The 23674-nt window shown below is 55.9% G+C and carries 24 protein-coding genes; 7 read left to right on the top strand and 17 right to left on the bottom strand.

From position 1 onward, the window contains the following. Position 1: 1 nt before the first annotated feature. The 4 genes from FGU71_RS05900 to FGU71_RS05885 all read right to left on the bottom strand — a co-directional run bounded on the left by FGU71_RS05900 (position 2) and on the right by FGU71_RS05885 (position 2667). Complete coding sequence (locus FGU71_RS05900) at positions 2-1258, bottom strand: efflux RND transporter periplasmic adaptor subunit (protein WP_142787700.1); 1257 nt, start codon at positions 1256-1258, stop codon at positions 2-4. 287 nt (positions 1259-1545) lie between these two features. Beyond that, positions 1546-1812 carry a GlsB/YeaQ/YmgE family stress response membrane protein gene (locus FGU71_RS05895; protein ID WP_142787699.1) on the bottom strand — a complete coding sequence of 89 codons (267 nt, stop codon included), beginning with the start codon at positions 1810-1812 and terminating at the stop codon, positions 1546-1548. A 170-nt stretch (positions 1813-1982) separates the two neighbouring features. Continuing rightward, positions 1983-2282, bottom strand: a complete 300-nt coding sequence (gene sciP, locus FGU71_RS05890; RefSeq protein ID WP_142787698.1) for a CtrA inhibitor SciP — start codon at positions 2280-2282, stop codon at positions 1983-1985. Further along, the gene (locus tag FGU71_RS05885; protein ID WP_142787697.1) at positions 2275-2667 is read right to left on the bottom strand and encodes a hypothetical protein; all 393 of its coding nucleotides are present in this window, start codon (positions 2665-2667) and stop codon (positions 2275-2277) included. Before FGU71_RS05885 ends, sciP begins: the two co-directional genes overlap by 8 nt. Positions 2668-2823: 156 nt before the next feature. On the opposite strand from FGU71_RS05885, the gene mnmA reads away from it, so the two are divergent. Continuing rightward, positions 2824-4008, top strand: a complete 1185-nt coding sequence (gene mnmA / locus FGU71_RS05880) for a tRNA 2-thiouridine(34) synthase MnmA (RefSeq protein WP_142787696.1) — start codon at positions 2824-2826, stop codon at positions 4006-4008. Between the two features lie 68 nt (positions 4009-4076). Further along, on the top strand, positions 4077-5009 hold the full coding sequence (gene fcl / locus FGU71_RS05875) for a GDP-L-fucose synthase (RefSeq protein WP_142787695.1): 933 nt from the start codon (positions 4077-4079) through the stop codon (positions 5007-5009). Between the two features lie 30 nt (positions 5010-5039). Here fcl and rfbA read toward each other — a convergent pair whose 3' ends face one another. The 3 genes from rfbA to FGU71_RS05860 form a co-directional block, all read right to left on the bottom strand. Further along, positions 5040-5912 carry a glucose-1-phosphate thymidylyltransferase RfbA gene (rfbA, locus tag FGU71_RS05870; RefSeq protein ID WP_142787694.1) on the bottom strand — a complete coding sequence of 291 codons (873 nt, stop codon included), beginning with the start codon at positions 5910-5912 and terminating at the stop codon, positions 5040-5042. A gap of 50 nt (positions 5913-5962) precedes the next feature. Beyond that, positions 5963-6526, bottom strand: a complete 564-nt coding sequence (gene rfbC / locus FGU71_RS05865) for a dTDP-4-dehydrorhamnose 3,5-epimerase (RefSeq protein ID WP_142787693.1) — start codon at positions 6524-6526, stop codon at positions 5963-5965. Positions 6527-6610: 84 nt separating this feature from the next. Continuing rightward, positions 6611-6958 carry a hypothetical protein gene (locus tag FGU71_RS05860; RefSeq protein WP_185960208.1) on the bottom strand — a complete coding sequence of 116 codons (348 nt, stop codon included), beginning with the start codon at positions 6956-6958 and terminating at the stop codon, positions 6611-6613. A 35-nt stretch (positions 6959-6993) separates the two neighbouring features. On the opposite strand from FGU71_RS05860, the gene FGU71_RS05855 reads away from it, so the two are divergent. Beyond that, positions 6994-8142 (top strand): serine hydrolase domain-containing protein, encoded by a 1149-nt coding sequence (locus tag FGU71_RS05855; protein WP_142787692.1) that lies wholly within the window; start codon positions 6994-6996, stop codon positions 8140-8142. Here the strand turns inward: FGU71_RS05855 and FGU71_RS05850 are convergent. Then, positions 8127-8942, bottom strand: coding sequence for a PhzF family phenazine biosynthesis protein (locus FGU71_RS05850; protein ID WP_142787691.1), 816 nt, complete (start codon positions 8940-8942; stop codon positions 8127-8129). The two genes, FGU71_RS05855 and FGU71_RS05850, sit on opposite strands and share 16 nt — an antisense overlap. Before the next feature lie 12 nt (positions 8943-8954). After that, positions 8955-9608: a pyridoxamine 5'-phosphate oxidase gene (pdxH, locus tag FGU71_RS05845; protein ID WP_142787690.1), complete on the bottom strand. Its 654-nt coding sequence runs from the start codon at positions 9606-9608 to the stop codon at positions 8955-8957. A 194-nt stretch (positions 9609-9802) separates the two neighbouring features. On the opposite strand from pdxH, the gene FGU71_RS05840 reads away from it, so the two are divergent. The 3 genes from FGU71_RS05840 (at position 9803) to fabI (ending at position 12704) form a co-directional block, all read left to right on the top strand. Next, a complete protein-coding gene (locus FGU71_RS05840) occupies positions 9803-10810 on the top strand; it encodes a DnaJ C-terminal domain-containing protein (RefSeq protein ID WP_142787689.1) in 1008 nt (335 codons plus the stop codon). Positions 10811-10917: 107 nt separating this feature from the next. Continuing rightward, positions 10918-11889: a YihY/virulence factor BrkB family protein gene (locus FGU71_RS05835; RefSeq protein ID WP_142787688.1), complete on the top strand. Its 972-nt coding sequence runs from the start codon at positions 10918-10920 to the stop codon at positions 11887-11889. Then, complete coding sequence (gene fabI, locus FGU71_RS05830; RefSeq protein ID WP_142787687.1) at positions 11886-12704, top strand: enoyl-ACP reductase FabI; 819 nt, start codon at positions 11886-11888, stop codon at positions 12702-12704. Before FGU71_RS05835 ends, fabI begins: the two co-directional genes overlap by 4 nt. Positions 12705-12707: 3 nt before the next feature. Here fabI and FGU71_RS05825 read toward each other — a convergent pair whose 3' ends face one another. From FGU71_RS05825 to FGU71_RS05795, 7 genes are all read right to left on the bottom strand, one after another. Continuing rightward, positions 12708-14018 carry a UDP-glucose dehydrogenase family protein gene (locus FGU71_RS05825; protein WP_142787686.1) on the bottom strand — a complete coding sequence of 437 codons (1311 nt, stop codon included), beginning with the start codon at positions 14016-14018 and terminating at the stop codon, positions 12708-12710. 218 nt (positions 14019-14236) lie between these two features. Beyond that, positions 14237-15406: a hypothetical protein gene (locus tag FGU71_RS05820; RefSeq protein ID WP_142787685.1), complete on the bottom strand. Its 1170-nt coding sequence runs from the start codon at positions 15404-15406 to the stop codon at positions 14237-14239. A gap of 11 nt (positions 15407-15417) precedes the next feature. Continuing rightward, complete coding sequence (locus tag FGU71_RS05815) at positions 15418-17556, bottom strand: GumC family protein (protein ID WP_185960207.1); 2139 nt, start codon at positions 17554-17556, stop codon at positions 15418-15420. Between the two features lie 30 nt (positions 17557-17586). After that, the gene (locus FGU71_RS05810; protein WP_142787683.1) at positions 17587-18294 is read right to left on the bottom strand and encodes a polysaccharide biosynthesis/export family protein; all 708 of its coding nucleotides are present in this window, start codon (positions 18292-18294) and stop codon (positions 17587-17589) included. 75 nt (positions 18295-18369) lie between these two features. Then, the gene (locus FGU71_RS05805) at positions 18370-19776 is read right to left on the bottom strand and encodes an O-antigen ligase family protein (protein WP_234035760.1); all 1407 of its coding nucleotides are present in this window, start codon (positions 19774-19776) and stop codon (positions 18370-18372) included. 16 nt (positions 19777-19792) lie between these two features. Further along, positions 19793-20914 carry a GDP-mannose 4,6-dehydratase gene (gene gmd / locus FGU71_RS05800; RefSeq protein ID WP_142787681.1) on the bottom strand — a complete coding sequence of 374 codons (1122 nt, stop codon included), beginning with the start codon at positions 20912-20914 and terminating at the stop codon, positions 19793-19795. Then, a complete protein-coding gene (locus FGU71_RS05795) occupies positions 20911-21672 on the bottom strand; it encodes a glycosyltransferase family 2 protein (protein WP_142787680.1) in 762 nt (253 codons plus the stop codon). Before FGU71_RS05795 ends, gmd begins: the two co-directional genes overlap by 4 nt. A 170-nt stretch (positions 21673-21842) precedes the next feature. Here FGU71_RS05795 and FGU71_RS05790 point away from each other — a divergent pair, with 170 nt between their 5' ends. Next, entirely contained in the window at positions 21843-22706 is an 864-nt protein-coding gene (locus FGU71_RS05790; RefSeq protein ID WP_142787679.1) for a hypothetical protein, read from the top strand. A gap of 40 nt (positions 22707-22746) precedes the next feature. Here FGU71_RS05790 and FGU71_RS05785 read toward each other — a convergent pair whose 3' ends face one another. Further along, the gene (locus FGU71_RS05785) at positions 22747-23667 is read right to left on the bottom strand and encodes a glycosyltransferase family protein (protein ID WP_142787678.1); all 921 of its coding nucleotides are present in this window, start codon (positions 23665-23667) and stop codon (positions 22747-22749) included. Positions 23668-23674 lie beyond the last annotated feature (7 nt).

Genomic DNA, 23674 nt, shown 5'->3' with positions numbered 1-23674 from the left:
TTTACTCTGAGTTACGGTCGGAAGCGGTTTTGGTTGCACCTTTGGCATCTGCGCCGGCCATGGGTTCACCATCGCGGCGGGCTTTGATTGTCTCGCCGGGATTGAGGAAACCGCCGGCACGCAAGACCACTTGCTCGGTGCCCGAAAGACCCTCTGTAATGGCGAGACCATCCGGAGTGACCATTCCGGTTTTCACAGAGCGGCGTGTTGCCGTGCTGTCTTCGCCTACGACATAGACAAAGCTGCCTTTATCATCGGCCAAAACGGCACTTTCAGGCAAAACCGTTGCGGTTATGGTGCCGCTGTTGATGCGTGCAGTGGCAAAACCACCGGGGCGCAGCTCAGGTGCATAGGGAAGAGCAATTCGCGCGGTGCCTTGGCGGCTTTGCGGGTTGATCACCGGTGAAAGCTGCCACACCTGCCCTTTAAAGCTCTTGTCGGTTCCGGTCGGGACGACATCGGCCATCACGCCTTGCGACAGGCTGGCAAGCTGTGTTTCGCCGACCTGAGCCAACATTTCCATTTCGCCGCCGCGCGCGATGCGGAACAGCGCGGGACTGCCGCCGCCTACGGTTTGGCCCGGTTCAACATTGCGTTCCAGAACATAGCCCGCGGCCGGGGCGATCACGCTGAGGCGGGCGTTGCGCGCCTGCAATTCGGAAAGCTGGGCTTGCGCTACTTTCACGCGCGCATTGGCGGAATCGCGGGTCGCGGTCAGACGGTCGACGTCGGCTTTCGAAACAAAACCGCGCTCAACCAATTGTAGAGCGCGATCGAGGTTCGCCTGCGCCAGACTGGCATCGGCTTTCGCGACTTCGATCTGGGCGGATTGCGCGGCGGCCTGTTGATTTTGAACCGAACGGTCGATCACGGCCAGGACCTGCCCCTGACGGACCCAATCACCGGCATCAACCGGCACCGATATAACGCGTCCGCCTTCGCCGACGATACCGACGGGCATTTCGCGGCGTGCCGCGATTGTTCCGGGAACTTCAACGACGCCGCTGATCGTGGTTTTACCAGGCGTGATTACAGAGACGACCGGCGCCTGTTCATTGTCATTATCGTCTGCCATTCCGGCAGGCTCGCCGCCAGCCAGTGCAAAATATGCCGCAATCGCCAACAGCAGTCCGAAAACGCCAAGCCCCCCGATCAGGAGAGCGCGTTTCTTGCCGGACCCGCCTTCGCTGCGCACGTCTGCGAGATCGGCAGGAATGCCTTCTGCAACTTCGGCTGTGATTGTCGTTTCGTAATTCATTGCGGTTGCCTTTTGCAGGGCGGAAATACGCGCCAGCCCCGGTTTGATAGCCAGTAATATCTGCCGGAGTGTATTACAAATATAACTCACCAAGCGCAAGGGCGGCTTACGCCGTGGCGGGCGCAGGTGCAATCCGGGCTTCGACTGACGACTTTGAGCCTAGACGAAGGGCGAGCGCACTCGTTCCCGTTTCTGCGCGGCGAGGCACGTGAAAAAGGGCGGCGCAGGCCTTCCTGCTCCGCCCTTTCAGGTGCAATTCGGCGCCCTTGAAAGGCGCCGGCTTTGATTTAGCGAACGCGTCCGCGCTGGATCAGGTTCATCACGCCCAGCAGAACCACTGCGCCGATCACGGCAACAATGAGGCCTGTGATCGAGAATTCCTGCACGCTGCCGCTGATGCCAAGCAGCGGACCGGCGATCATGTTGCCAACGATCGAACCGACACAGCCGACAACAATGTTCCAGAAAATGCCCATCGAGGCGTCGCGATTCATCACAAGGCTAGCAAGCCAGCCTGCAACACCGCCAACGACCAAAGCAATAATCCATCCCATAAAATACCTCCCGTTATGTTTTCAATGACTTACGCTACAATAACAATGCAGACGCCGTCATGTTCCCGCCTTTTGCGGGATGAAGGGGAGGTTTGTCCAGTTTGTTTGCGCCAGACACGCAAACGGGGCCAGTCCACCAGGACCGGCCCCGCTTTAAAAAACGAAACGTGTTAGTATTTCAGCTGGCGTTCGTAGAGATCGCGATAGTGCTGGATACGCGTAACGCGCAGGCCCTGCATGCCCGATCGGTCAACCGCGCGCTGCCACGATGCGAACTCTTCCAGAGTCAGCCCGTATCGCTCCAGCACTTCGTCAATGGTCAAAAGACCGCCATTCACCGCAGCGACCACTTCGGCCTTGCGGCGCACCACCCAACGCTTCGTCTTGGGCGACGGCAAATCCTTGATCGTAAGCGGCTCGCCGAGCGGGCCGATTACTTGTGCGGGGCGGATGTCCTGATTTTCAATCATCTATTGTCTCTCGCGTCGCCTGTTGCTGCGTTTCGTGCGGTTCGGATGCTATGCAGCTCGAAGCTTTGCAGCGCTCTAAAGCATCAGGGTTAATAACGTATTCACCTTGTTCTAGAGCCTGGAAATAACTGGCCGCTGCATCACCAAAACTGGAAGCAGCCGCCTGAATATTGAGGCGAGAATCCTGTCGCATAAGAAGCCGCAGATCGCGCGCCGCTTTAAGCCGAGCAGAAAGGTCATTCCATTCAAGCGCCCTCAAGGCACCGCCATTACCGCCGCGCACACGCGCCGCGTCGACATTGCCAATGAGCAATTCACACTCTTGCGAATTCATCGATTCGCCGCCGCTTTCAACGCGGGGAATGGGGTTGATTCTTTCGAACATGTGATCCCTATTAAACGGCGAGTGTCAAAAACTTGTAAAACTCGCATTTACTCCCGGTTAGGAAACGGCGCCCTCACGCAGCGCAGTCTGCAAAAGCAGGATCGCACCTCAACACTGGCGTAAACCGGCATTGCCTCTTATATGCGCGCCAACTTTATGGATATTACCGCCACCGCCAAAGCCAGCCCGACCTTCGGGCTTGATACCGCCGCCTTGTTCGATTTGCCGCGTCCGGCCAACGAATGCCGGATCGTTGTCGCAATGAGCGGCGGGGTCGATTCGTCCGTTGTCGCTGCATTGGCCGCCGATACCGGTGCCGAGGTGATCGGCATCACCCTACAATTGTATGATTACGGCGCAGCAACCGGGCGCAAGGGCGCTTGCTGCGCCGGAGACGATATCGCCGATGCGCGGGCAGTGTCCGACCGTTTGGGCATCGCCCATTATGTGTTCGACCATGAAAGCGCGTTTCGCGACAGTGTTGTCGAACAATTTGCAGACGAATATCTAGCAGGCCGGACACCGGTGCCCTGCATCCGCTGCAATATGGGTCCGAAATTTACCGATCTGTTTCGCATGGCGCGCGAGCTGGGTGCAGATTGCCTTGCCACCGGGCATTATGTTCGCCGCTTAGAAACGCCGACAGGCCCGCACCTTTACCGGGCAAATGATCCGACGCGCGACCAGTCGTACTTCTTGTATGCCACAACCCAGGATCAGCTGGATTACATTCGTTTCCCGCTCGGCGGCCTGCCAAAAACTCAGGTGCGCGAGCTGGCCGAAGCGGCGGGTCTGCGCAATGCCGCCAAGCCTGACAGCCAAGACATTTGTTTCGTGCCAGATGGCAATTATGCGAAAATTGTAAAATCGCTGCGCCCCGAAGGCGGCATTCCGGGTGATATAGTCCATGCCCTTACCGGCGATGTGCTCGGTGAACATAAAGGCATCGTCCATTACACAGTCGGCCAGCGCAAAGGCCTCGATATCGGCGGTCAGCCCGAACCGCTTTACGTCATCGCGCTGGATGCCGAAACGCGCGAAGTCCGCGTTGGGCCCAAGCGGTTGCTCGCAGTTGAATCGGCCGAAGTGATCGAAACCAATTGCATCGGCGAATTACCAGCCGGGCCGCTCACCGCGAAAGTCCGCAGTCTGGCTAAGCCGGTGCCGGTCACACTTGAGGGCGATTTTGGCGATAATGCGACCGTGACGCTCCGTTTCGAAACGCCGGAATTCGGCGTTGCACCGGGGCAGGCCGCGGTGATCTATGCCGGAGAACGCGTGCTTGGCGGCGGATGGATCAACGCCACGCACTCTGTTGCGCAGAGCGAAACCGCGGCTTAAGGCCCACCCGTTCGGCGTGGCAATGCCCGCACCAACCCATTCATCTATCGATCAGGAACATTTTGGCCATGTATGACCTAAACGGCAAACGGATTTATGTTGCGGGCCATCGCGGCATGGTGGGCGGCGCGATTGTTCGCCAGCTTGAAGACCGCGGTGTTGAGGTTCTGACCGCCCCGCGCGAAGTTGACTTGCGCGAACAGGCGGCAGTGCGGGACTGGTTCGCAGCCAACCGGCCCGATGGCGTAATCGTTGCAGCGGCGAAAGTTGGCGGCATCCTTGCCAATGACAATTATCCGGCCGAATTTCTGTATGACAATTTGATGATCGAGGCGAACGTGATCGAAGCGGCCTATCGCAACGACACCGAAAAGCTGCTGTTTCTGGGATCATCCTGCATTTACCCAAAACTCGCGCCGCAACCCATCCCCGAAGACGCGCTGCTGACAGGTCCGCTTGAACCGACCAATGAATGGTACGCCATCGCCAAGATTACCGGGATCAAATTGTGCGAATCCTATCGCAAGCAATATGGCGCCGATTATATCAGCGCGATGCCGACCAATCTGTATGGCCCCGGCGACAATTTCGACCTGCAATCAAGCCACGTCTTGCCCGCCCTGATCCGCAAGGCGCATGAAGCAAAATTGGCTGGTGCACAAAGCATCATGATCTGGGGCAGCGGAACACCGCGCCGCGAATTTCTGCACGTCGATGATCTGGCGGCTGGCTGCGTCTTCCTGCTCGAAAATTACTCCGATGCGGGTCACGTCAATCTGGGCTCTGGCACGGATCTGACCATCAATGAATTGGTCGAAACCGTGTGCAAGGTTGTTGGCTTTGAAGGCACAATCGAGCGCGACACATCGAAACCCGATGGCACACCGCGCAAACTGATGGACGGTTCAAAGATCGCCGCGCTGGGCTGGTCGCCGAAAATCGGTCTCGAAGAAGGCATAACCGATGCCTATCGCTGGTTTTTGGAAAACGTCGCGGAATAAATGCGGCGCCCTTGGGCCTTTTGGCCGCGCCTAGTTTTTCAAAAGCTGTTCGAGATAACGGCCGTAATCGTTCTTGGCGAAGATTGCGGCTCTTTGGGCCAATTGCTCGGCCGAAATCCAATCCTGAGCATAGGCGATTTCATCCGGGCTGCCGGTTTGCAAACCTTGGCGCTGTTCCAGCGTGCGAACGAAATTCCCAGCATCCAGCAGACTTGCATGAGTCCCTGTGTCCAGCCACGCAAATCCTCGGCCCATCAGTGTCACTTCAAGCGTCTGATCGTGCAGATAACTCTCGAGCAGAGACGTAATCTCAAGCTCGCCCCGCGCTGACGGGGTGAGATCGGCAGCCCTTTGCGGAGCCGTGTCATCCAGGAAATAGAGGCCTGTTACGGCAAAGTTTGAGGCTGGCACTTCCGGCTTCTCGATAATCGAGCGCACTGATCCGTCTGAATCGAAATCAACAACACCATATCGTTCAGGATCGGCCACGCGGTATCCGAACACTGTCCCGCCACTGGGCTGGAGCATCGCTTTTTTCAGCAATTCCGGCAAGCCATGACCGAAAAAGATATTGTCACCCAGAACCATCGTCGATGCCGCCCCGCCGAGGAAATCTTCCGCCAGCAAATATGCCTGCGCCAACCCTTCGGGTTTGGGTTGCTCGATATAGGTCAGGCTAATGCCCCACTGGCTTCCATCGCCCAGAGTGCGAATGAACTGGGATTGATCCTCTGGTGTCGTGATGATCGCGATTTCCCGGATCCCTGCGAGCATCAACACGCTGAGCGGGTAATAGATCATGGGTTTGTCATACAGCGGGAGAAGCTGTTTCGACACGCCAAGCGTAACCGGATAGAGGCGAGTGCCGGACCCGCCAGCGAGGATGATACCTTTTCGTTGCATTGCTGCCGACGCTCCTACCACTTTGTTATTTCATTATGGACTGAAAGCGATCACGCATCGCCATATGTGAAGGGTGATTTCCAGCCGGAAAACACCATAGCATTGCGGTCCCTTTCTGACAGTATCGGCGTGCCCTCTATACGCCAATCTATTGCGAGGTCGCGATCATCGAACCGTAATGATGCTTCGGCTTGCGGGGCATAATATTGCGAACATTTGTAGACGATCTCTGTCTCTGCACAGCGCGTGGCAAAACCATGGGCAAAGCCTTCCGGAATGAACATCTGACAACCATTGTCAAAACTCAGCTCGGCGCCCCACCACTTGCCATAGGTCGGCGATCCCGACCGGATATCGACCGCCACATCAAACAGCGCGCCCCGCCCGCACCGCACCAGTTTAGCCTGAGCGTGGGGCGGCGCCTGAAAATGCAGCCCTCGAACCGTGTTCGCCTGCATCGACATTGAATGATTATCCTGAACGAACTGCCGGGTGATACCATGCGCGAGCAACGCCTTGACGTTGTATGTCTCTGCAAAAAATCCGCGGTCATCGCCGTATCTGTCTGGAGTGATCAGGAGGACCCCGTCCAGCGGAGTTTGTTCGACTATCATTCAACACGCTTTCAAGTTGCGGCAGACATTCAGATGGCTCCCAGATGGCCCCGATGCGCAGGCCCAGGCGATTGCAAAAGGCCTCTAATCTTCCCATTCCTCCAGCACGCAGCCATAGCCTTCGCGCAAAGTCGCGGTGGTGCTGGTCACTAACGGGAACCGTGCTGTTACGCTTTTCGCCTCTGCATCATCAGACAGTGTAACAAGCTCCATTCCGTTCAGCTTGTCCTTCTTGCAATCCTCCAGGCTGCGCCCGGCGACAAACCGGCACGAACACGCAACGCGCGCGGCATAGGATGTGCCGACATCGGCATACCCGCTGATCGGTGCGCGATAGACATACAGCGCAGCGGCAATTGCGATCGCGATAAGCAGCAACAGCCATCCGGCAATCCGGACGGATGATTTACGGTTAGAGGATGATTTAGCCATTGCCTTGGCGTTATCCTTGAGGAATTGAGAGCGCAATGACTGATCGTATTTCCATCTTTCGTTTTGCCGCCCCGGTTGCGGTGCTGGCGGCTCTGGCCGGTTGCGGTGAAAGTCCGCCGCTCGCCCCGGCGCCTCTGGGCGATGAGGCTTTGGCAGCCGTCACCGCAGATGCGGGCGCGCCAAAGGACCAGCTAGCGCGCCAGATTGACGAGCTTTTCACCAAAGATGGATTGGGCGAGACACGCGCTGTGGTGTTGATGGCCGATGGCAAGATTGCGGCCGAGCGTTATTCCGAAGGCTATGATGCCGATACCCGCATGATCAGCTGGTCGATGGCCAAAACCATCACTGCCGTTTTGATCGGCATGCTGATCGCCGATGGCAAGTTGACGCTGGACGAGCCCGCGCCGATCCCGATGTGGCAGCGGCCTGGCGATCCCAGGGCAGAGATCACCTTGCGCCACCTGCTGCAAATGCGCAGCGGTTTGCGGCATACCGAAGCCGGCGATCCGCCTTACGATTCCTCCGAGGTCCGCATGCTGTTCCTTGACGGGCGCGATGATATGGCGCGCTGGGCCACCGAACAGCCGTTGGAGGCAGAGCCGGGGGAAAAGTTTGAATATTCTTCCAACACCACAGTGATCCTCGCCGCTATCGCCGCGAGCGCTTTGACAGCAAGCGATGACCCGGATGCGCGGCGCACCGCGATCAATGACTTTTTGCAAGAACGCCTGTTCGAACCGCTCGCGATGGCATCAATGGTCGCCGAATATGATGCGTCAGGCACGCTCATCGGCGGCAGCCTGATGCACGCGACCGCGCGCGACTGGGCCAAATTCGGCGAATTCATGCGCAATCAGGGCCGCTCTCCCGATGGCGAGCAATTGGTGCCGAGCCGCTGGATCAGCGCGATGGTAGAGCCAAGCCCGACGGCGCAGCAATACGGCTTTCAGACATGGCTAAACCGGCCATTGGGCGCGCAAGGCTCGGAATTCGGGCATCCGCTGTTCCCCGAGCGCGCACCGGCCAGCCTGTTTTCCCTGATCGGGCATATGGGACAGTACGTGCTCGTCTCGCCTGAACAACGCGTTACGCTGGTACGCCTTGGACATTCCACCTCAACAGAGCGCCCCGCCATGTTGCAGGAAGCCGCCGATGTGATCGCGCTCTACCCGGCGAGGTAAAACGCGCCTTCGACCACAGTCACGCACGGCCCGCCGAGCCACGCCCGATCATCAGCAAGCCGGATGGTGAGATCGCCGCCGCGGGTGCTGGCCTGATGCGCGGTCATTTCGGACTTGCCCAGCCTCTCCGCCCAAAACGGTGCAAGCGCCGCGTGAGCCGATCCTGTAACGCTATCTTCATCGACACCCCAAGCCGGCACAAAAACGCGGCTGACGACATCGTGATTGTCACCCGGCGCGGTGCAGATCGCCATCAGATCGATCCGCCGCAATGCCTCCATATCGGGGGCGAGGCTGCGAATCTCGGCTTCGTTCTGCATCAGGACAATCGCGGTTTGCTCGGCGCCGTCATACGACAGGAAAGCCTCCCCGCGAAAGCCAAGCGCGGCGAGCAAATCGGGCTGGGATGCGGGTGCAACCCGCGTTAAAGGCAGCGCCAATTCATAGGCATCACCGGCACGCACCACTTCGAGCACGCCTGCTTTGCGCGTACGAAACGCAACCCGGTCACGCGCGCGCGCCGCGTCATCACGCGTGAGCAGGACATGCCCACTGGCAAGCGTCGCATGGCCGCATAACGCAACCTCGTCTGTCGGCGTGAACCAGCGCAGCTCCCAATCCGCTTCTCCGCTCGCATCAGGAACGACGAATGCCGTCTCGGCAAAATTGTTTTCCTCGCCAATGGCCTGCAGGACATCGTCGGGCAGCCATTCATCAAGCACCATGACAGCAGCCTGATTTCCGCCAAATGGCGCATTCGAAAAGGCATCGACATGCCAATAAGGGATCGTGAGCGTCACAAATATGTGCCTTTACGGATAGAGCAGCGAACTGGACCAAGCGACCGCATCGCCTGCGCCCTTGAGCGTGAAGAGACGGCGATCATGCAGCCGGTTATCGCGGTCGATCCAGAATTCGATCCGTTCCGGCTTCAGCGTAAATCCGGTCCAGTGATCAGGCCGCGGAACTTTGCCCGCTGCCTCATGCGTGGCCCACAATTGCTCCACCCGGTCCAGATATTCCTGCCGGTTTTCCAGCGGCCGCGATTGATCGCTGGCCGCAGAACCAACCTGGCTTTTGTACGGGCGTGAGTGGAAATAGGCATCAGCGCGTTCGGGCGTGACTTCGATCAATGGGCCCTCAATCCGGATTTGCCGGCGCAGGCTTTTCCAATGGAACAGCAAGCTAGCCTGCATATTGCTGCGAATTTCCTGACCTTTTCGGCTGTCCGCGTTGGTAAAAAAGGTAAAGCCGCCCTCCTCTGTGCCATGCCCTTTTAGCAAGACCATCCGAACCGATGGAGAGCCAGAGGACGTCGAGGTTGCCAGGGCCATAGCGTTGGGATCATTGGGCTCGCTGTTTTTGGCCAGAGCAAACCATTCCTCGAACAGAATGAACGGATCGGCATTGGCCGGGATCACACTGTCTGCAAGCTGCACTTCATCGAGACTGGTCACATCGTTCATTTCAAAGGGGCCCTTACGCCGAACTGCCGAACTGCGCTTTGCTGCGCCGTTCCAATTGTATAACATCAAAAATCCCGCGCACGCCGCTACGTTCCTCAAAACCGGTTAGAATAACTGCGGCCGCAGTCGAATCTTACGCGGCAATCTGCGTTCGCGGCTTGCACAGCGGGACTGTCTCACCTAGCTAACACGCTATGAACGACCCTTACGGCACCCTTGGCGTTGCGCGCACTGCATCTGAGCAAGAGATCAAGAGCGCCTATCGTAAACTCGCCAAGGAATTCCATCCGGACAAGAATTCCGGCAACCCCAAAGCGGCTGAGAAGTTTTCCGACGCGACCAAAGCGTATGATCTGCTGTCGGACAAACAAAAGCGCGCCCAATTTGATCGCGGCGAAATCGATGCCGAAGGCAACCCGCTTAATCCGTTTGGCGGAATGGGCGGCGGTTTCGGGCGCGGCGGCAGTGCGCGCGGCGGATATGGCGGCGGCGGACAGCCGGGCGGCGGATTTCGCGATCCCGAATTCGGCGGCTTTACCCCTGACGATATGGATCTGGGCGATCTGTTCGAAGGGCTGTTCGGCGGAGGACGTGCGCGTCCTGCCGGCAATGCAGGTGGCCGGCGCGGCTTTGGCCAGCGCCCGCCTCCCCCACCCAAAAAGCGCGGTGCCGATATTCAATACCGCCTCGCGGTTCCTTTCGTGGATGCAGCCGCAGGCAATGATCAACGGATCACTCTGGCCGACGGCAAAGCCATCAGTCTGAAGCTGCCAGGCGGTGTCGAGGATGGCACCCAGATGCGCCTGAAAGGCAAAGGGCATAAAGGTCCGGGCGGGGACGGTGACGGGATCGTCATCGTCGAGATCGGCAGCCATCCGTTCTTCCGCAGGGATGGCGATAATATCCGTATGGATCTGCCGCTGACCCTAGACGAGGCGATCAATGGCGCGAAGGTCAAATGCCCGACTGTTGATGGGCCGGTCATGCTGACAATCAAACCCGGCACCAATGGCGGCACTGTTATGAGGCTGGCCGGAAAAGGCTGGACCCGGCGGGGCGCAAAATCAGCCAGCGGCGAAGCCAAGCGCGGTGATCAGCTGGTGACTCTGGAAATTCAGCTGCCGGATGATCTCGGCGATCTGAAAACGCGTTTGGGTGATTGGCAGGACGATGCGAAACCACGCGAGAAATTCGGCCTTTAGGGCCGGTTTCTGAATCCGCGATGGTCAAGCAGACCAACCTTCCCCCTCCTTTTGAGCGCGAGATAATTTCGCTCTCACCAGAAGCGCGGCGGCACATACACAGCCGCATGCCAGATGCAGAGCCCGGCGAAACAAAACGCGCCGCCTTTCTGGCTTTCGATGGCGCAGATGCGGCTGAAACCGGCTGGCGATCGGCGTTGCCTTCGGCAATTCAATCATTGGGACCGGGCACGCGCCCATTCGAAGTCATGCGCCGCACCGTGGTTGGCACGTATAACGATGGCTTTATCCACGCAGGCAACCTCGCCTATCTTTCAATGCTGGCCATTTTCCCGTTCTTCATTCTTGGCGCTGCTGTGTTTGAGCTTATCGGCGGGCGGGATAAGGCCGCTGAAATGATCGGCGCCATTATGATGTCGATGCCCCCCACTGTTACACGGGTGATCGAACCTGTTGCGATGAATGTTGTCGAAGCGCGGGAAGGGTGGCTGCTGTGGCTAGGCGCTGGAATTGCCCTTTGGACGGTTTCGAGTTTGATCGAGACAATCCGGGATATCTTGCGCCGCGCATACGGCACCAAGCCAAGCCGCGCTTTTTGGAAATATCGTCTGCTGTCAGCTGGTCTTATTCTGGCCGCAGTGGTCCTTTTGATGGTGAGCCTGTTCGCGCAGGTCGCGATTGGCGCCGCGCAGCAGATCATTGATGCCAGCCTGCCGCAATTGACCGAATTGATGGGCACGTTGCGGATATCGCGCATCGTTCCTGCACTGGGTCTTGGCCTGTCGCTATACCTGTTGTTCTACACGCTCACCCCGAGCGATTATCGCGCACGGCGCTATCCCAAATGGCCCGGCGCCGCCTTTACCGCAGTGTGGTGGCTTGGCGTGACAACCGCGCTTCCGGTTATTTTACGGCAGTTTTTCGCTTACGATTTGACCTATGGCAGCCTTGCCGGAATTATGGTCGCGCTGTTCTTTTTCTGGCTCGTCGGGCTGGGTCTGGTTATTGGCGCAAACTTGAACGCAGCGCTCGCAGAACCCGAAGAGGCGAGTGACATTTCACAGGAGAATGCAGGATGAGCGCAACTGGAGCGAAATTGATGGCCGGCAAACGCGGCCTCATCATGGGCCTTGCCAATGACAAGTCACTGGCCTGGGGCATTGCCAAGCAATTGGCAGAGCACGGCGCGGAGCTTGCGTTTTCGTATCAAGGCGAAGCTCTGGCTAAACGGGTCCGGCCTCTGGCCGAGCAATTGGGCAGCGATTTTACCTTTGAATGCGACGTTTCCGATATGGACGCGCTCGACGCTGCATTTGATACTTTGAAAGAGCGCTGGGACACGCTGGATTTCGTGGTCCACGCCATCGGCTTTTCCGACAAAAGCGAACTGCGCGGAAAATATGTCGACACCAGTCTCGACAATTTCCTGATGACGATGAACATCTCGGCCTATTCTCTGGTCGCCGTGACCAAGCGCGCGGCCGAAATGATGCCGGAAAGTGGTGGAAGCATTGTGACGCTGACCTATTACGGCGCCGAAAAGGTTGTGCCGCATTATAATGTGATGGGGGTTGCGAAAGCAGCGCTCGAAACCAGCGTGAAATACCTCGCCAACGATCTGGGCCCGCGCAACATCCGGGTGAACGCGATCAGCGCAGGGCCGGTGAAGACCCTCGCCGCCAGCGGCATTGGTGATTTCCGCTACATCCTGAAATGGAATGAGCTTAACGCTCCGCTGCGCCGGAATATCACGATTGACGATGTCGGCGGATCGGGTCTGTATCTGCTGTCGGATCTGTCATCCGGCGTGACCGGAGAAACCCACCATGTCGATGGCGGGTATCACGTGGTCGGCATGAAACAGGAAGACGCGCCGGATATTGCGCTGGGGTAAGTCCTAGTTCCGCCCAATCGACGAATATTCAAAGCCTTTTGCACGCAGGTCATCAGGGGTGTAAATGTTGCGCAGATCGACCAGAACGGGCGCATTCGCGGTCGCCTTGACCTTTTCCAGATCCAGAGCCCGGAACGCGTCCCATTCGGTCACGATCACGGTCGCATCGGCCCCATCGATCGCCTCATAAGGGTCTCCGCACATTTTGACATTGGGCATCAAAGGCTGCGCCAATTCCATTCCTTCCGGATCGTAAGCCGACACTTCAACGCCGGCATCGGTCAAGGTTTGCGCCACAGCAATGGCAGGGCTGTCACGCATGTCATCCGTGTTCGGCTTGAATGTCAGTCCTAGCAATGCAGCTTTTTTTCCGCGGGCATTTTCCGCACCGCCCAGAGCGTCGAGAACTTTGCGGCCCATGGCGCGTTTGCGGCTCTCATTCACTTTGACAACAGCTTCGACGATCCGTGTAGGGCTGTCATAGTCCTCTGCAGTTTTGAGCAGCGCGATCGTATCCTTTGGAAAGCACGAACCGCCATAACCCGGACCTGCATGAAGGAATTTGGCGCCGATCCGTCCATCCATGCCAATCCCGCGGCTCACGTCCTGCACATTGGCGCCAACCTTTTCACACAGATCCGCCATCTCGTTGATAAACGTGATCTTGGTCGCCAGAAAAGCATTGGCTGCGTATTTGATCAGCTCGCTTGATCGGCGTGAGGTGAACAGGATCGGCGATTCATTGAGGAAGAGCGGGCGATACACTTCGTGCATGATGTCACGCCCGAACTCGTCCTCCGCGCCGATGACGATACGATCGGGGTGTTTGAAATCGCCAATCGCCGCGCCTTCGCGCAGGAATTCAGGGTTGGAGACGACCGAGACTTTATGCGCAGTGCCTGTTTCCTTGATGATCCGCTCAACCTCATCACCGGTGCCGACGGGTACGGTCGATTTGGTAACGACCACAGCGTCGTTCTGCAGGCTGTCGCCCACTTCCTTTGCAACTGCATAGACAAAGCTAAGGTCCGCGTGGCCATCACCGCGCCGGCTTGGTGTGCCCACAGCGATGAAAATAGCGTCGGCGCCTTCAATCCCTTCGGCTAAGCTGGTCGTAAAGGTTAAGCGGCCGACCTTAACATTGCTTTCGACCAACGCATCAAGGCCTGGCTCATAAATCGGCATAATGCCGTCATGCAGGCGATCAATTTTGCTTTGGTCTTTGTCGATACAGACGACATCATGGCCAAAATCGGCAAAACACGCTCCTGAAACAAGGCCAACATAGCCTGAGCCTACCATTGCAATTTTCATCTACGGCTCCTCGATTGGGAAGAGATTCACTTGTGCTTCTCTCAGAATTGCGTGCCCCATAGCTTGGCTAATGTCACGAGTATAGGGGGGAGGTCAGCATCGACGGGTTTTCGGCGTCCAAGCCTCGTCGCCGAGCGTTCTGTGCGACGGGAGGATATCCAGGCTTTGATCAGGTCAAAAATTTGGCACAATCTGGACAGTAGCTGCAGATTGGCTGGTTATGAGTCAATGCCAATATGTTCGATTTCGAAAGTGAAGGCAGGCGAGCCTGTCCAAGCCCGCGCGAAAAGCTGAACCAGCGCATAATCGCATTCAGAATTCGGATCAGGCACTTCGAATACAGATCCTTTCGGCTGGAGAGTTTCATCCAACAATGTCCGCCTGTTGGTGATGCATGCTACCTTAAGCCGGGCTCCCTCTGCCTGTCGCGGGGTGATGTCGCTATGACGTACCGTGACCTGAAATGAGCCACCGGGCAATTCGAATACGCGTGAGGCAACGGCCCCGCCCTTTCCAGAGCGTACATAAACCTCCAACAAAGACCCGTCTCTGCTGGCTTGAGCGCGAAAGCCGCTCTCGTCCGCCAGAGCCCAATCAAACGGCGGAAAGCGCGATGTCCATTGTTGAGAACAGCCGGCTTCACCGCCTTGATTCTGCTCCGAAAGGAGCCTGTAAAGTTCGGCCGCCTTTTCTGGCTCCCCTTCCCTTGCGAGACGTGAGATGAGCAGGCGGTCGATCCGTTCGTCTTGGACTTCGATCTGAGGGCGTAGCAAAGCAAGATTTGGCAAGGCCTCCGGGACGCTCAGCGCAGCATACAAGAAGCCTTCATGCCAATCCGTCTTGTTGGAAAGAGTTTCGGCGAAAACCGGCACAGTCGCGTCTTCGACAAGCGCTTTGACGAGGACCTGGTAAAATTCGTTTCTGCGGGCGGTGTGCACGCGCAAGATTTTGTCGAGCGTTTCGATAGCACCCTGCGCGTCTGATGCGGCAAGTTGATCCTGAAGCAGTAAGCCTTGTAGCGAAAGGACGCGTTTATTGGACTTGGCGGCCAGTTCAACGAGCTTCCCGCCTTCCTCTGCCGTTGTTTGTGAAAGAGCCAGGATCACGTGAGCTTCGGTTGCATAAGGCTCTATCGCCAAAGCACTGAGCGCATCCTGCCTAGCGGCGCTGGCTGCATTCGCCATTTGATCCACGGAAGTCACGCCATCGGAAAAACGCGCAAATGCCATTTGCTCTCGACCCTGCCCGCTCCAAAGACTTAAACCAAAAGCCACCACCGCAGGTTGCCCCACAAGAACCGCGCTGGCAGCTTGCATCGCAAGGACCACAGCTACACTCAGGGCAATTGTAATTGCTGCCGCTGCCCTGACAAAATTGAAACGCGCCATCACCAGGAGCTTCAATTCCGGGAAGTGCCGGCTACACCATCTTCGGCTGCGTCGCCGGGTTCTGCGCCATAGCCATAGCCATAGCCGTACCCATAGCCGTACCCATAGCCGTAACCGGTCGTGCTCGCCTGTGTTACGATCGCCCCGAAAATCTGAGTGCCCGAACGGCGCAAGCGTTCAAGAGCTTGTTCGATGTTACGGATTTTCATACGATCATACTGTATGACATAGATTGCGCCATCGACAGCGCGGGAAACCTCGACAGCATCGCTAAGCGAGAGCATTGGGGCGCTGTCGATAATGATGATATCGTAATTGTTACGGGCCTCCTCAACGAGCTGAGTAAGGCGGCTGCCAGCCAGAAGTTCAGCCGGATTCGGCGGCGTACGTCCAGCCAGAAGATAATCGAAACCAAACTCATCATGGCGGGTGACAGCAGACATCAGCGGAGCTTCATTGGTCAGCAAATCGACAACCGCGGCTGATTCAACGCTGTCGGGTCCTAAAGTGCCGACAAGTTTTGAATTCCGCAGGTCGGCATCCAGCAAAAGTGTTCGCTTGCCAATGCGCGCAAAGTTTGCCGCGATACCAGTGGCGGTAATGCTTTTGCCCTCTCCCGGGACGGTCGAGGTAACCATCATAACCTGTGGAGCGCCTTGCGGCGTCAAAAGCGTCAGGTTTGTGCGAACCGATTTATAGGCCTCATTCACTTCTGAAGATACCTGGGAGAGCTCTCCGACAATATCTGGATTCTTCGATTCCGGAACAACACCGAGGTTCGGAATGGCCAGCCTACGCTCGAGCTCTTGCGGGTCACGCACCGTCTCGCTTAGAAGGACACGAAGATAGATCAGCAGAGCACACAGGATAAGACCAACGACCAGCCCAATCGCAATATTCTGGATCAAAGAAGGCGAGTATGGGAACTCAGGCTCTTCAGCCCGGTCGATCAATTGAATGGTATTTTTACCTGCGCCGGACGCTTCCAATTCTTTGAAACGTTGGAGAAGGGCTTCGTAGAGTTCACGGTTGGTATCCACTTCGCGTTTGAGGATACCGTACTGGATTCCCTGACCCTGCTGGCCGAGAAACTCGCGCTTTGCTCGCTCAAGTTCCGAACGCAGATTGCCTTCTCGTATCTTCGCTGCCTCAAACGCGGCACGCACGCGGCCGTTCAAAGAAACGGTGAGCGAATCAACCAGTGCCTGCTGTTGAACCAAAGCCGGATAATCAGGTCCGAAAAGAGACTGAAGCCTCGCCAGTTCCGCTTCAGCCTGGACCAGCTCCGAACGCAATTGATTGCGTGGATCCTGGCTCGGGAAGTCGCCTGAAACAAGCGCTCCCTGCGCGGCAATTCTATCCGCAGTCGCCTGAGCCAATGACTGGTTTAGAGTGGTCACATCATTGGCGATCAGCGACTGGCTCGCCGTATCCGAGCCTGAATTCCCGTCAGAGCGGACCGATTCAACGACAAGCAATTGATTGGTGATGGCGTAATCGACAAGCGCCTCTTCCGAGACAGCCAGCTTTTCGCGCAGCTCAGCGATCTGCTCACTGAGGAATTCACGTGCTTCAACGTTTTCGCCGAAAAGCTTCTCGTAATTCGAAGCAACAAATTCTTCAGCCCACAAATTGGCTATTTTCTGTGAAAGCTCCGGAGATGGGCTGGAAAAGCTTACATCGACGAGAGTTGATTGAGCCAATGGCTCGATTGTAATGTTCGCAAGCAACAGCTTCTCAACGTCATTTTCGTTGATCGCATCCGCTTCGGCTATCTGAAAAATTTCAAAAAATTCTGGATCCCGCGTGAGATTCGCCGCGTCGACGACACGTGAAGCCATGAAACGCGATTCGAGCAATTCATACTGAGTGTTGAGATATTGCAGTTCAGCTGCCCGCGAGCGCGATCTGACTGGATCGATGTCGGTCAGATTGGTCGCATCCAGCGAAATCTCAATGCGGGCATCGGCTTGATACAGTTTGGTCGCCAGCAATGTCGCGAGAACACCAAGCAGCACGGCGCCCGCAACAATCCCAGCGAGCCAGTATTTTAGCGCAAAGAGTTCATTGAGGTACCGTTCGATATCCAACGAGAAACCGTTGCCCTTTTCATAGGGATTGGCATCGTCACCGGCTGCGGGGTCCATCATCTGCATCTTGTTGCCTGCAACTCTCTCTTTTTAGCGGACTACGCGGTCAACAAGGATGACGGAGGAAGTGAAGATTGGCACCAGTCCAAGGATCGTTTCGATCCGGCGTTTGGCCGCAGAATCACCGACCATCACAACATCATTCGCAAACAACTGCGGGTCAGGATAATTCCCGCGCATAATGGCCCCGGCGTTATACAAGCCGATATATTGTAGGCCATCGACGGTACGCATAATCAGAACATCGTCGGTCTTTGCATAAGAGCCAAATCCCTCGGCCTGATTGATCAACCTAAGAAGTGTTGTCTTCCCAACAGCGGGATAGGCGCCGGGGCGCTCCACCTGACCGCCAATCGAAATGGTAGGCGGCGCGGGTTCTTCTGGGATAACTCGCACTTGTGGGTCGATCAGATATTTGCCGCGCAGCCGATCAGCAATGATTTCGCCAGCTTGCGTCGCAGATTTTTCAGCGAGCTCCAACTTTCCCAACAACGGGAAGGTCACATTTCCCAATCCGTCTGTAAAAAATGCTCCGCTAATGTCTTCGGCGCCGACTACAATGATTTCGAGCTTTTCCTGAGGCCCGATAGTGTAGCCAATTTCGTAAACCGGAGCCGGCAAGTCCTCTAGTTCGGTGACCTCAATACTCGACGCAGCCCCAAAGGTTCGATCCGTCGCGCATGCGTTCAGCGTTAAAGCAGCAAGCGAAATGACCAGAATTTTTAATTGGGATGTCATCAGATCAGTCTCGCGGCATCTTAGAAATCATAGTGGTATATCCCTTAAACAAATTGTCGGGGGCATCAACCGCTATCAGGAGGATGGTCGTTGGCTTTCACCATCCTCGTCGAGCGCAAGCAAAAGCCAGACAAATACAAGCTGAAAGATAGGGGTGCGAAGAGGGTAATCGACCACTGACGCTGCCACAATAATGATGAAAATCGGCAACCAAAAGCACATTATGAAAAGCGGTTTTGAAGAGGAGAGCAAGCAGAGCGCGCTCTTCCGCATCCAAACCACAAACGCCGCAAAAAGCGCGGCTGCAGGAACGCCGCCTTCGATAAGGTACTGCGCCCAATCGTTATGCGCCTGATTGACATAGCTCGGAGACAACAATTCTGTTGGCTCAAATGTGTAATACACCTCGTTAAAAGAGCCAAAACCAGTGCCGAGCAGCCAGAAAACAGAAATCATCTCCTGCAAAATCGGCCAGATCTTCCAACGCAGATCTTCCATAGCATTTTGGCCGACAAAAGAGGTCAAGCCAGGGGAGCCCTCCAGAAAGAAGAACGCCGCCAGCACAGCGCCAGATAGCGCCACAAATACGATCAAAAGAGTGCGGGCCGTTGGCGTTGGAAGATTTGATTGAGTGACGGTGCCGATTCGATTTGGACGACTGGCACTCCCTTGACGTGCAAACCAAGCCATCGCAGCTGTTGCACAAAGGGCGAGCAGAGCCGCGACCAAGCCAGCACGAGAGCCGCTAACCAATGCAACTAACACCAACAGAACATAGGCGAATGAATACAGAAGACGCGCCCAAGGAGGCTCTTTGAAAGCCGCCGAAGTCAGGCCGAGCCGCGCCAGTACCAGCAAGCCCAGTACCGAAAAAATTGCGGAATGATTTTCATTGGCAAAGAGCCCAACCGGTGAGCCCGAATTGGTGATCTTGTACAAGTACAAAAGCCTGTCACCGCTGAGCGAAACCTGCAACAGGCCAAAGACCGCATCAATCGCTGCAAGACCAGCAATCAGTATCAGCAGCGTTCGGCCCTTTAACCGCATCGACAAAACCAAAAGCAGGGCAACAATCGGCACAATCAAAGAGAAAAGTGCATTCCACCCGCGGCTTGGCGCGAGCGAGATTGGGCGCCAGGTCCCTTGCAGGCCGACCAGCTGGTCCATCTCGGCAATGGATTCGCGCATCGGCAGAGACTGCCAAAAGCTGGGCGGCAAGGGAACGAGCTGAACGGCCATCCACACGCCGAGTAAACCCAGAATTATAAGCAGAGAGCGCCCCCTCCTCATTGCCTCGCCGCCTGCAAAATACAGTGCAGGAATCAGGAACAATGCAACAAGCGGACGCAGCGCCAGATTTTGCACAGCATCGTGGCGTGAACTGCCTCCGAAAAGCCCGACCACCACTATCAATAGTGCAGCGGCAATGAGGGCAAAGTTTGGGTTAGGCTGAAGGTGTCGGGTTGCCTGAAGCTTCATCATCCGCGCCACACTCTTATCAGCTTTCGATGCTGACAGGCATTTCATATCCACTTTTGGCCAAGAATGCGTGCCGCTGTGCAGCCTGCAAATCCTCGGCAACCATTTCGGCGCACATTTCACGTGTGGTGATCTCCGGCTCCCAACCCAGCTTTTCGCGGGCTTTTGTAGGATCACCCAGCAACGTCTCGACTTCTGCAGGACGGAAATAGCGCGGATCAATCCGCAGCACTACATCACCGACTTTAAGTGCGGGCGCTTTCTCACCGTTGATCGCGGCGACCGTTGCCACCTCATCAACCCCCGCTCCGGAAAATTCCAGAGTGACGCCGAGCCCTTCTGCTGACCAGCGGATGAATTCGCGGACAGAATACTGGCGTCCGGTCGCAATAACGAAATCATCTGCGGCGTCTTGCTGCAACATCATCCACTGCATACGGACATAATCACGCGCATGCCCCCAATCACGCAGCGCATCGATATTGCCCATATGCAGGCACGGCTCGAGGCCTTGTGCAATATTGGCAAGGCCGCGCGTGATCTTACGGGTTACAAAAGTCTCTCCGCGACGCGGGCTCTCGTGGTTAAACAGAATTCCGTTGCAGGCATACATTCCGTAAGCCTCGCGGTAATTGACCGTAATCCAATACGAATACAGCTTGGCAACGGCATAAGGGGAGCGCGGGTAGAATGGAGTTGTCTCTTTTTGCGGCGTCTCCTGCACCAAACCGTAAAGCTCAGAAGTTGATGCCTGATAAAAGCGCGTCTTTTCTTCCATGCCCAGGAACCGGATCGCTTCAAGCATCCTTAAAGTCCCTATGCCATCGACATCTGCGGTATATTCCGGCGCTTCAAAACTAACCGCCACATGGCTTTGCGCCGCGAGGTTGTAGACTTCGTCCGGCTCGACCTCTTTGATGATCCGCGTAAGGTTCGAAGTGTCAGTCAGATCGCCATAGTGCAGCTTCAGTCTTTGGCCTTTGTCATGGGGATCTTGATAAATATGATCAATGCGCTGGGTATTGAAAAGCGAGGCCCGGCGTTTAATCCCGTGCACTTCATAACCCTTTTCGAGCAGAAATTCGGCGAGATACGAGCCATCCTGGCCAGTGATCCCGGTAATTAGAGCTTTCTTCGTCATTGTCCCGTTCTATCTTTCACAAAGAATTGTCCGACCTTACGTAGGTTCTTCTGAACCAGCACATCTATCCCCCCCACACCATTTCGGCGAATGGCTGTGAGGTCTTCCCTGCTTTTTTGCAGGATGCGCTCGAGTGAGCGGTTGCTTTCGCCGCCCACGCGCATTTTGACAAGAACTTCGGGAATATAAGCCAGCGAAATTTTCCCGTGCACAAGGTATCGCAACATAGCATCATAGTCCGCCGCAATTTGCAGTTTTGTGTCGTAAAGGCCGTTCGCGTCAAATACATGACGGCGCAAGTAAAGGGTGGGATGCGGAGGCATCCAGCCCTGTTTTAGCTTCGCCGGAGAATAGCCCTTTGATCGCCAGTGGCGAATAATCCGCGAAGGATCATCGGAAGCGACGTATTGAAGATCACCATAAACACCGTCCATGCTTGAATCCTGGAAAGCTGCGGCAACTTTGGCAAGCACGTCTGGCCCTGCAAACATGTCGTCCGAATGCATCAAACCAATCACATCGCCGCTTGTATTTGCTATGCCGCGATTGATAGCGTCGTAAATACCATTGTCGCGCTCGGAAAAAACAACTGTTTGAGCGTTTGATGCTGAGTGAACGACGTCAAGTGTTCCGTCTTTCGACCCGCCATCCTGGATCACATGTTCAATATTAGAATAAGATTGAGCCTGCACACTTTCAATCGCGGCACGAACGGTGTCGGCGCGGTTATAGACTGCGGTTACGACGGAGATTTTCATGGAGCGCTTAATATTTGACGAAGTGAGTGGTTTAAAGGCAGTTTCAGCAATGCGAATGCATCAAACGTGACGGGCGCAATCCGCCAAACCACTTTAGTTGCAAAGCGCTGCCAATGATAGGTAGCGATAACAGGGTTGGGAAATTTGACCAGCTGAAAATGGAACTTTGAATGCGCAACGGCTATCTCCCCCCGTTTCAAAACGTCTCACGAAGAGAGTTCGGCTTTGGGGCCAGTGCTCTAGGAGCCTCTGCCTTGGCGCGGTGTCCTGCTTTTGGGCAAACCGCCAAATTCAAGGTCTTTGACGAGCTTTTGTATCCAAACAAGCCGGATTTGGCGCAATTCGGCATCAGCCCGATACACATTATCGATAGGGGTATCTGGCCCAAAGACACCTCGCACTTCGAGGACCCGGACCCTGAACTGGTGGCCAAAAAGCTTGCCTCCTTGCCCGATGACGGCACGCCTGTCGTTATGGATTTTGAATTCTATTCATTCTCAGAAGGACAAGCCAAAGCATCCGAAGCAGTGCAGGGCCTCTCGAAAATCGCCGCAACCTTCCATCAGGCTGACAAAGATAGGGCGATCGGTTTCTATGGCTACATGCCTGTGCGGGATTATTGGAGGGCAGTAAAACCTAAAATATCAAAGGCTTACAAATCATGGCAGGACGAAAATTCCATGTCGGCCGCGCTTGCTCCCGATGTCGATTTTCTCGCGCCATCTATTTACACGTTTTATAACAGCCCGAGCGATTGGCGTGATTATGCGCTTGCTCAAATTTCCGAGGCGCGGCGCATATCGGACAAGCCCGTTTACGCGTTTCTCTGGCCTAATTTCCATGATCAGGGAATCCGCAAGCAACCACCGCCTATCCCACCGGAATTCTGGCGTCTCCAGCTCGACACAATGGCCAGCGTTGCAGACGGGATCGTCCTTTGGGGCGGCTGGGATTTCGGCAAGTGGAAAAGCATGCCGTGGAATGATGAAGCGCCGTGGTGGATCGAGACACGCAAATTTCTCGAGACCCTTTAATACTCCGCCAAAGAAGCGGTGAAGCGCCCGGAGAAACGCGTTAGCGCAATGCCGCCTTTAATCGGCGTCGGTAGCCGCCCAATTTGGAAATAGTGCGCTGAATCCTGGCGTCAGGCGACCCCCTTATGGCGTCTAGCGCTTTATAATCCACGCAGACATCATCCGGTAATTGCGGGACAAAGTCTGGCGACAGCGGACTTTTCTTCAAGAAACGATGGAAGTTCAATGGGCTTGCATGGGTACCGTCGGCCGCGCCTGAATTCATAATCATCGATCGCGGAGGCCAAAGCGTTAGCCCGCCTGCCTTGAAAATCTTCAGATACCAGTGAATGAACCAGCTGTTCACGAGCGCGCGTTCATCCAATGCAAGAATAGAGGCGAAGTCTCTCGTGCTGATCCCGTCAAAGAAAGTTTGGAAGCTGCGGGACTCCAGCAGCGCTGCCCTCTCTTGATCTTCTACTTCGGGCGCATGCCAGCAACGTTTCCACGTGGCCCATCCCCACGGATTGGCAAATGGCAGAAAGAACGCTTCGCGGTTTTCGCGGCAACTTGCCACTTCATACATATAGGCGGAAACGGACCACACTCGGTCATCATCTGCATATTTCTGCAATGCAGCGTTGAAATAAGTCAGAGTGCCCGGAGCAACAACAAGATCATCTTCTATGATGATTGCTGTTTCATGGCTTTCGAACGTCTTGGAAACGCCTTCACGGATCGAGTTTTTCAATCCGATATTCTTGTCGCGGATCCGGTGCGTGACATTGGGCCCCTGGAAAGAACGAGCGACTTCGCGGACCTGCTCCACCTTGGCGATATCAGCTGAACCCTTTGATCCATCGACGAAGATGGTGACCGAGCTGGAGGCAAACTCCGGGCATCGCTGGAGGGACTTCAAAACCTGGTCGAGCTTATCCGGACGATTGTATCCGAAAACCAAAATCGGTGCGAGTTGCATCATTTACTCC

Origin of the sequence: Erythrobacter insulae (assembly GCF_007004095.1) — a bacterium.
Taxonomy (GTDB): domain Bacteria; phylum Pseudomonadota; class Alphaproteobacteria; order Sphingomonadales; family Sphingomonadaceae; genus Erythrobacter; species Erythrobacter insulae.
Note: the sequence above shows the minus strand (reverse complement) of the source record. Positions and strands in the feature narration are given on the sequence as shown.

Excerpts from the sequence above, each read along its gene's own strand:
- FGU71_RS05820 (WP_142787685.1), bottom strand. The coding sequence starts at position 15,406 with ATGGCGCGTTTCAATTTTGTCAGGGCAGCGGCAGCAATTACAATTGCC.
- FGU71_RS05825 (WP_142787686.1), bottom strand. The coding sequence starts at position 14,018 with ATGAAAATTGCAATGGTAGGCTCAGGCTATGTTGGCCTTGTTTCAGGA.
- rfbC (WP_142787693.1), bottom strand. The coding sequence starts at position 6,526 with ATGATAGTCGAACAAACTCCGCTGGACGGGGTCCTCCTGATCACTCCA.
- FGU71_RS05895 (WP_142787699.1), bottom strand. The coding sequence starts at position 1,812 with ATGGGATGGATTATTGCTTTGGTCGTTGGCGGTGTTGCAGGCTGGCTT.
- FGU71_RS05855 (WP_142787692.1), top strand. The coding sequence starts at position 6,994 with ATGACTGATCGTATTTCCATCTTTCGTTTTGCCGCCCCGGTTGCGGTG.
- FGU71_RS05790 (WP_142787679.1), top strand. The coding sequence starts at position 21,843 with ATGCGCAACGGCTATCTCCCCCCGTTTCAAAACGTCTCACGAAGAGAG.
- mnmA (WP_142787696.1), top strand. The coding sequence starts at position 2,824 with ATGGATATTACCGCCACCGCCAAAGCCAGCCCGACCTTCGGGCTTGAT.
- FGU71_RS05815 (WP_185960207.1), bottom strand. The coding sequence starts at position 17,556 with ATGATGGACCCCGCAGCCGGTGACGATGCCAATCCCTATGAAAAGGGC.
- FGU71_RS05885 (WP_142787697.1), bottom strand. The coding sequence starts at position 2,667 with ATGTTCGAAAGAATCAACCCCATTCCCCGCGTTGAAAGCGGCGGCGAA.
- FGU71_RS05900 (WP_142787700.1), bottom strand. The coding sequence starts at position 1,258 with ATGAATTACGAAACGACAATCACAGCCGAAGTTGCAGAAGGCATTCCT.
- FGU71_RS05810 (WP_142787683.1), bottom strand. The coding sequence starts at position 18,294 with ATGACATCCCAATTAAAAATTCTGGTCATTTCGCTTGCTGCTTTAACG.
- FGU71_RS05795 (WP_142787680.1), bottom strand. The coding sequence starts at position 21,672 with ATGAAAATCTCCGTCGTAACCGCAGTCTATAACCGCGCCGACACCGTT.
- sciP (WP_142787698.1), bottom strand. The coding sequence starts at position 2,282 with ATGATTGAAAATCAGGACATCCGCCCCGCACAAGTAATCGGCCCGCTC.
- fabI (WP_142787687.1), top strand. The coding sequence starts at position 11,886 with ATGAGCGCAACTGGAGCGAAATTGATGGCCGGCAAACGCGGCCTCATC.
- FGU71_RS05785 (WP_142787678.1), bottom strand. The coding sequence starts at position 23,667 with ATGATGCAACTCGCACCGATTTTGGTTTTCGGATACAATCGTCCGGAT.
- FGU71_RS05835 (WP_142787688.1), top strand. The coding sequence starts at position 10,918 with ATGCCAGATGCAGAGCCCGGCGAAACAAAACGCGCCGCCTTTCTGGCT.
- FGU71_RS05860 (WP_185960208.1), bottom strand. The coding sequence starts at position 6,958 with ATGGCTAAATCATCCTCTAACCGTAAATCATCCGTCCGGATTGCCGGA.
- rfbA (WP_142787694.1), bottom strand. The coding sequence starts at position 5,912 with ATGCAACGAAAAGGTATCATCCTCGCTGGCGGGTCCGGCACTCGCCTC.
- gmd (WP_142787681.1), bottom strand. The coding sequence starts at position 20,914 with ATGACGAAGAAAGCTCTAATTACCGGGATCACTGGCCAGGATGGCTCG.
- fcl (WP_142787695.1), top strand. The coding sequence starts at position 4,077 with ATGTATGACCTAAACGGCAAACGGATTTATGTTGCGGGCCATCGCGGC.
- FGU71_RS05805 (WP_234035760.1), bottom strand. The coding sequence starts at position 19,776 with ATGATGAAGCTTCAGGCAACCCGACACCTTCAGCCTAACCCAAACTTT.
- pdxH (WP_142787690.1), bottom strand. The coding sequence starts at position 9,608 with ATGAACGATGTGACCAGTCTCGATGAAGTGCAGCTTGCAGACAGTGTG.
- FGU71_RS05840 (WP_142787689.1), top strand. The coding sequence starts at position 9,803 with ATGAACGACCCTTACGGCACCCTTGGCGTTGCGCGCACTGCATCTGAG.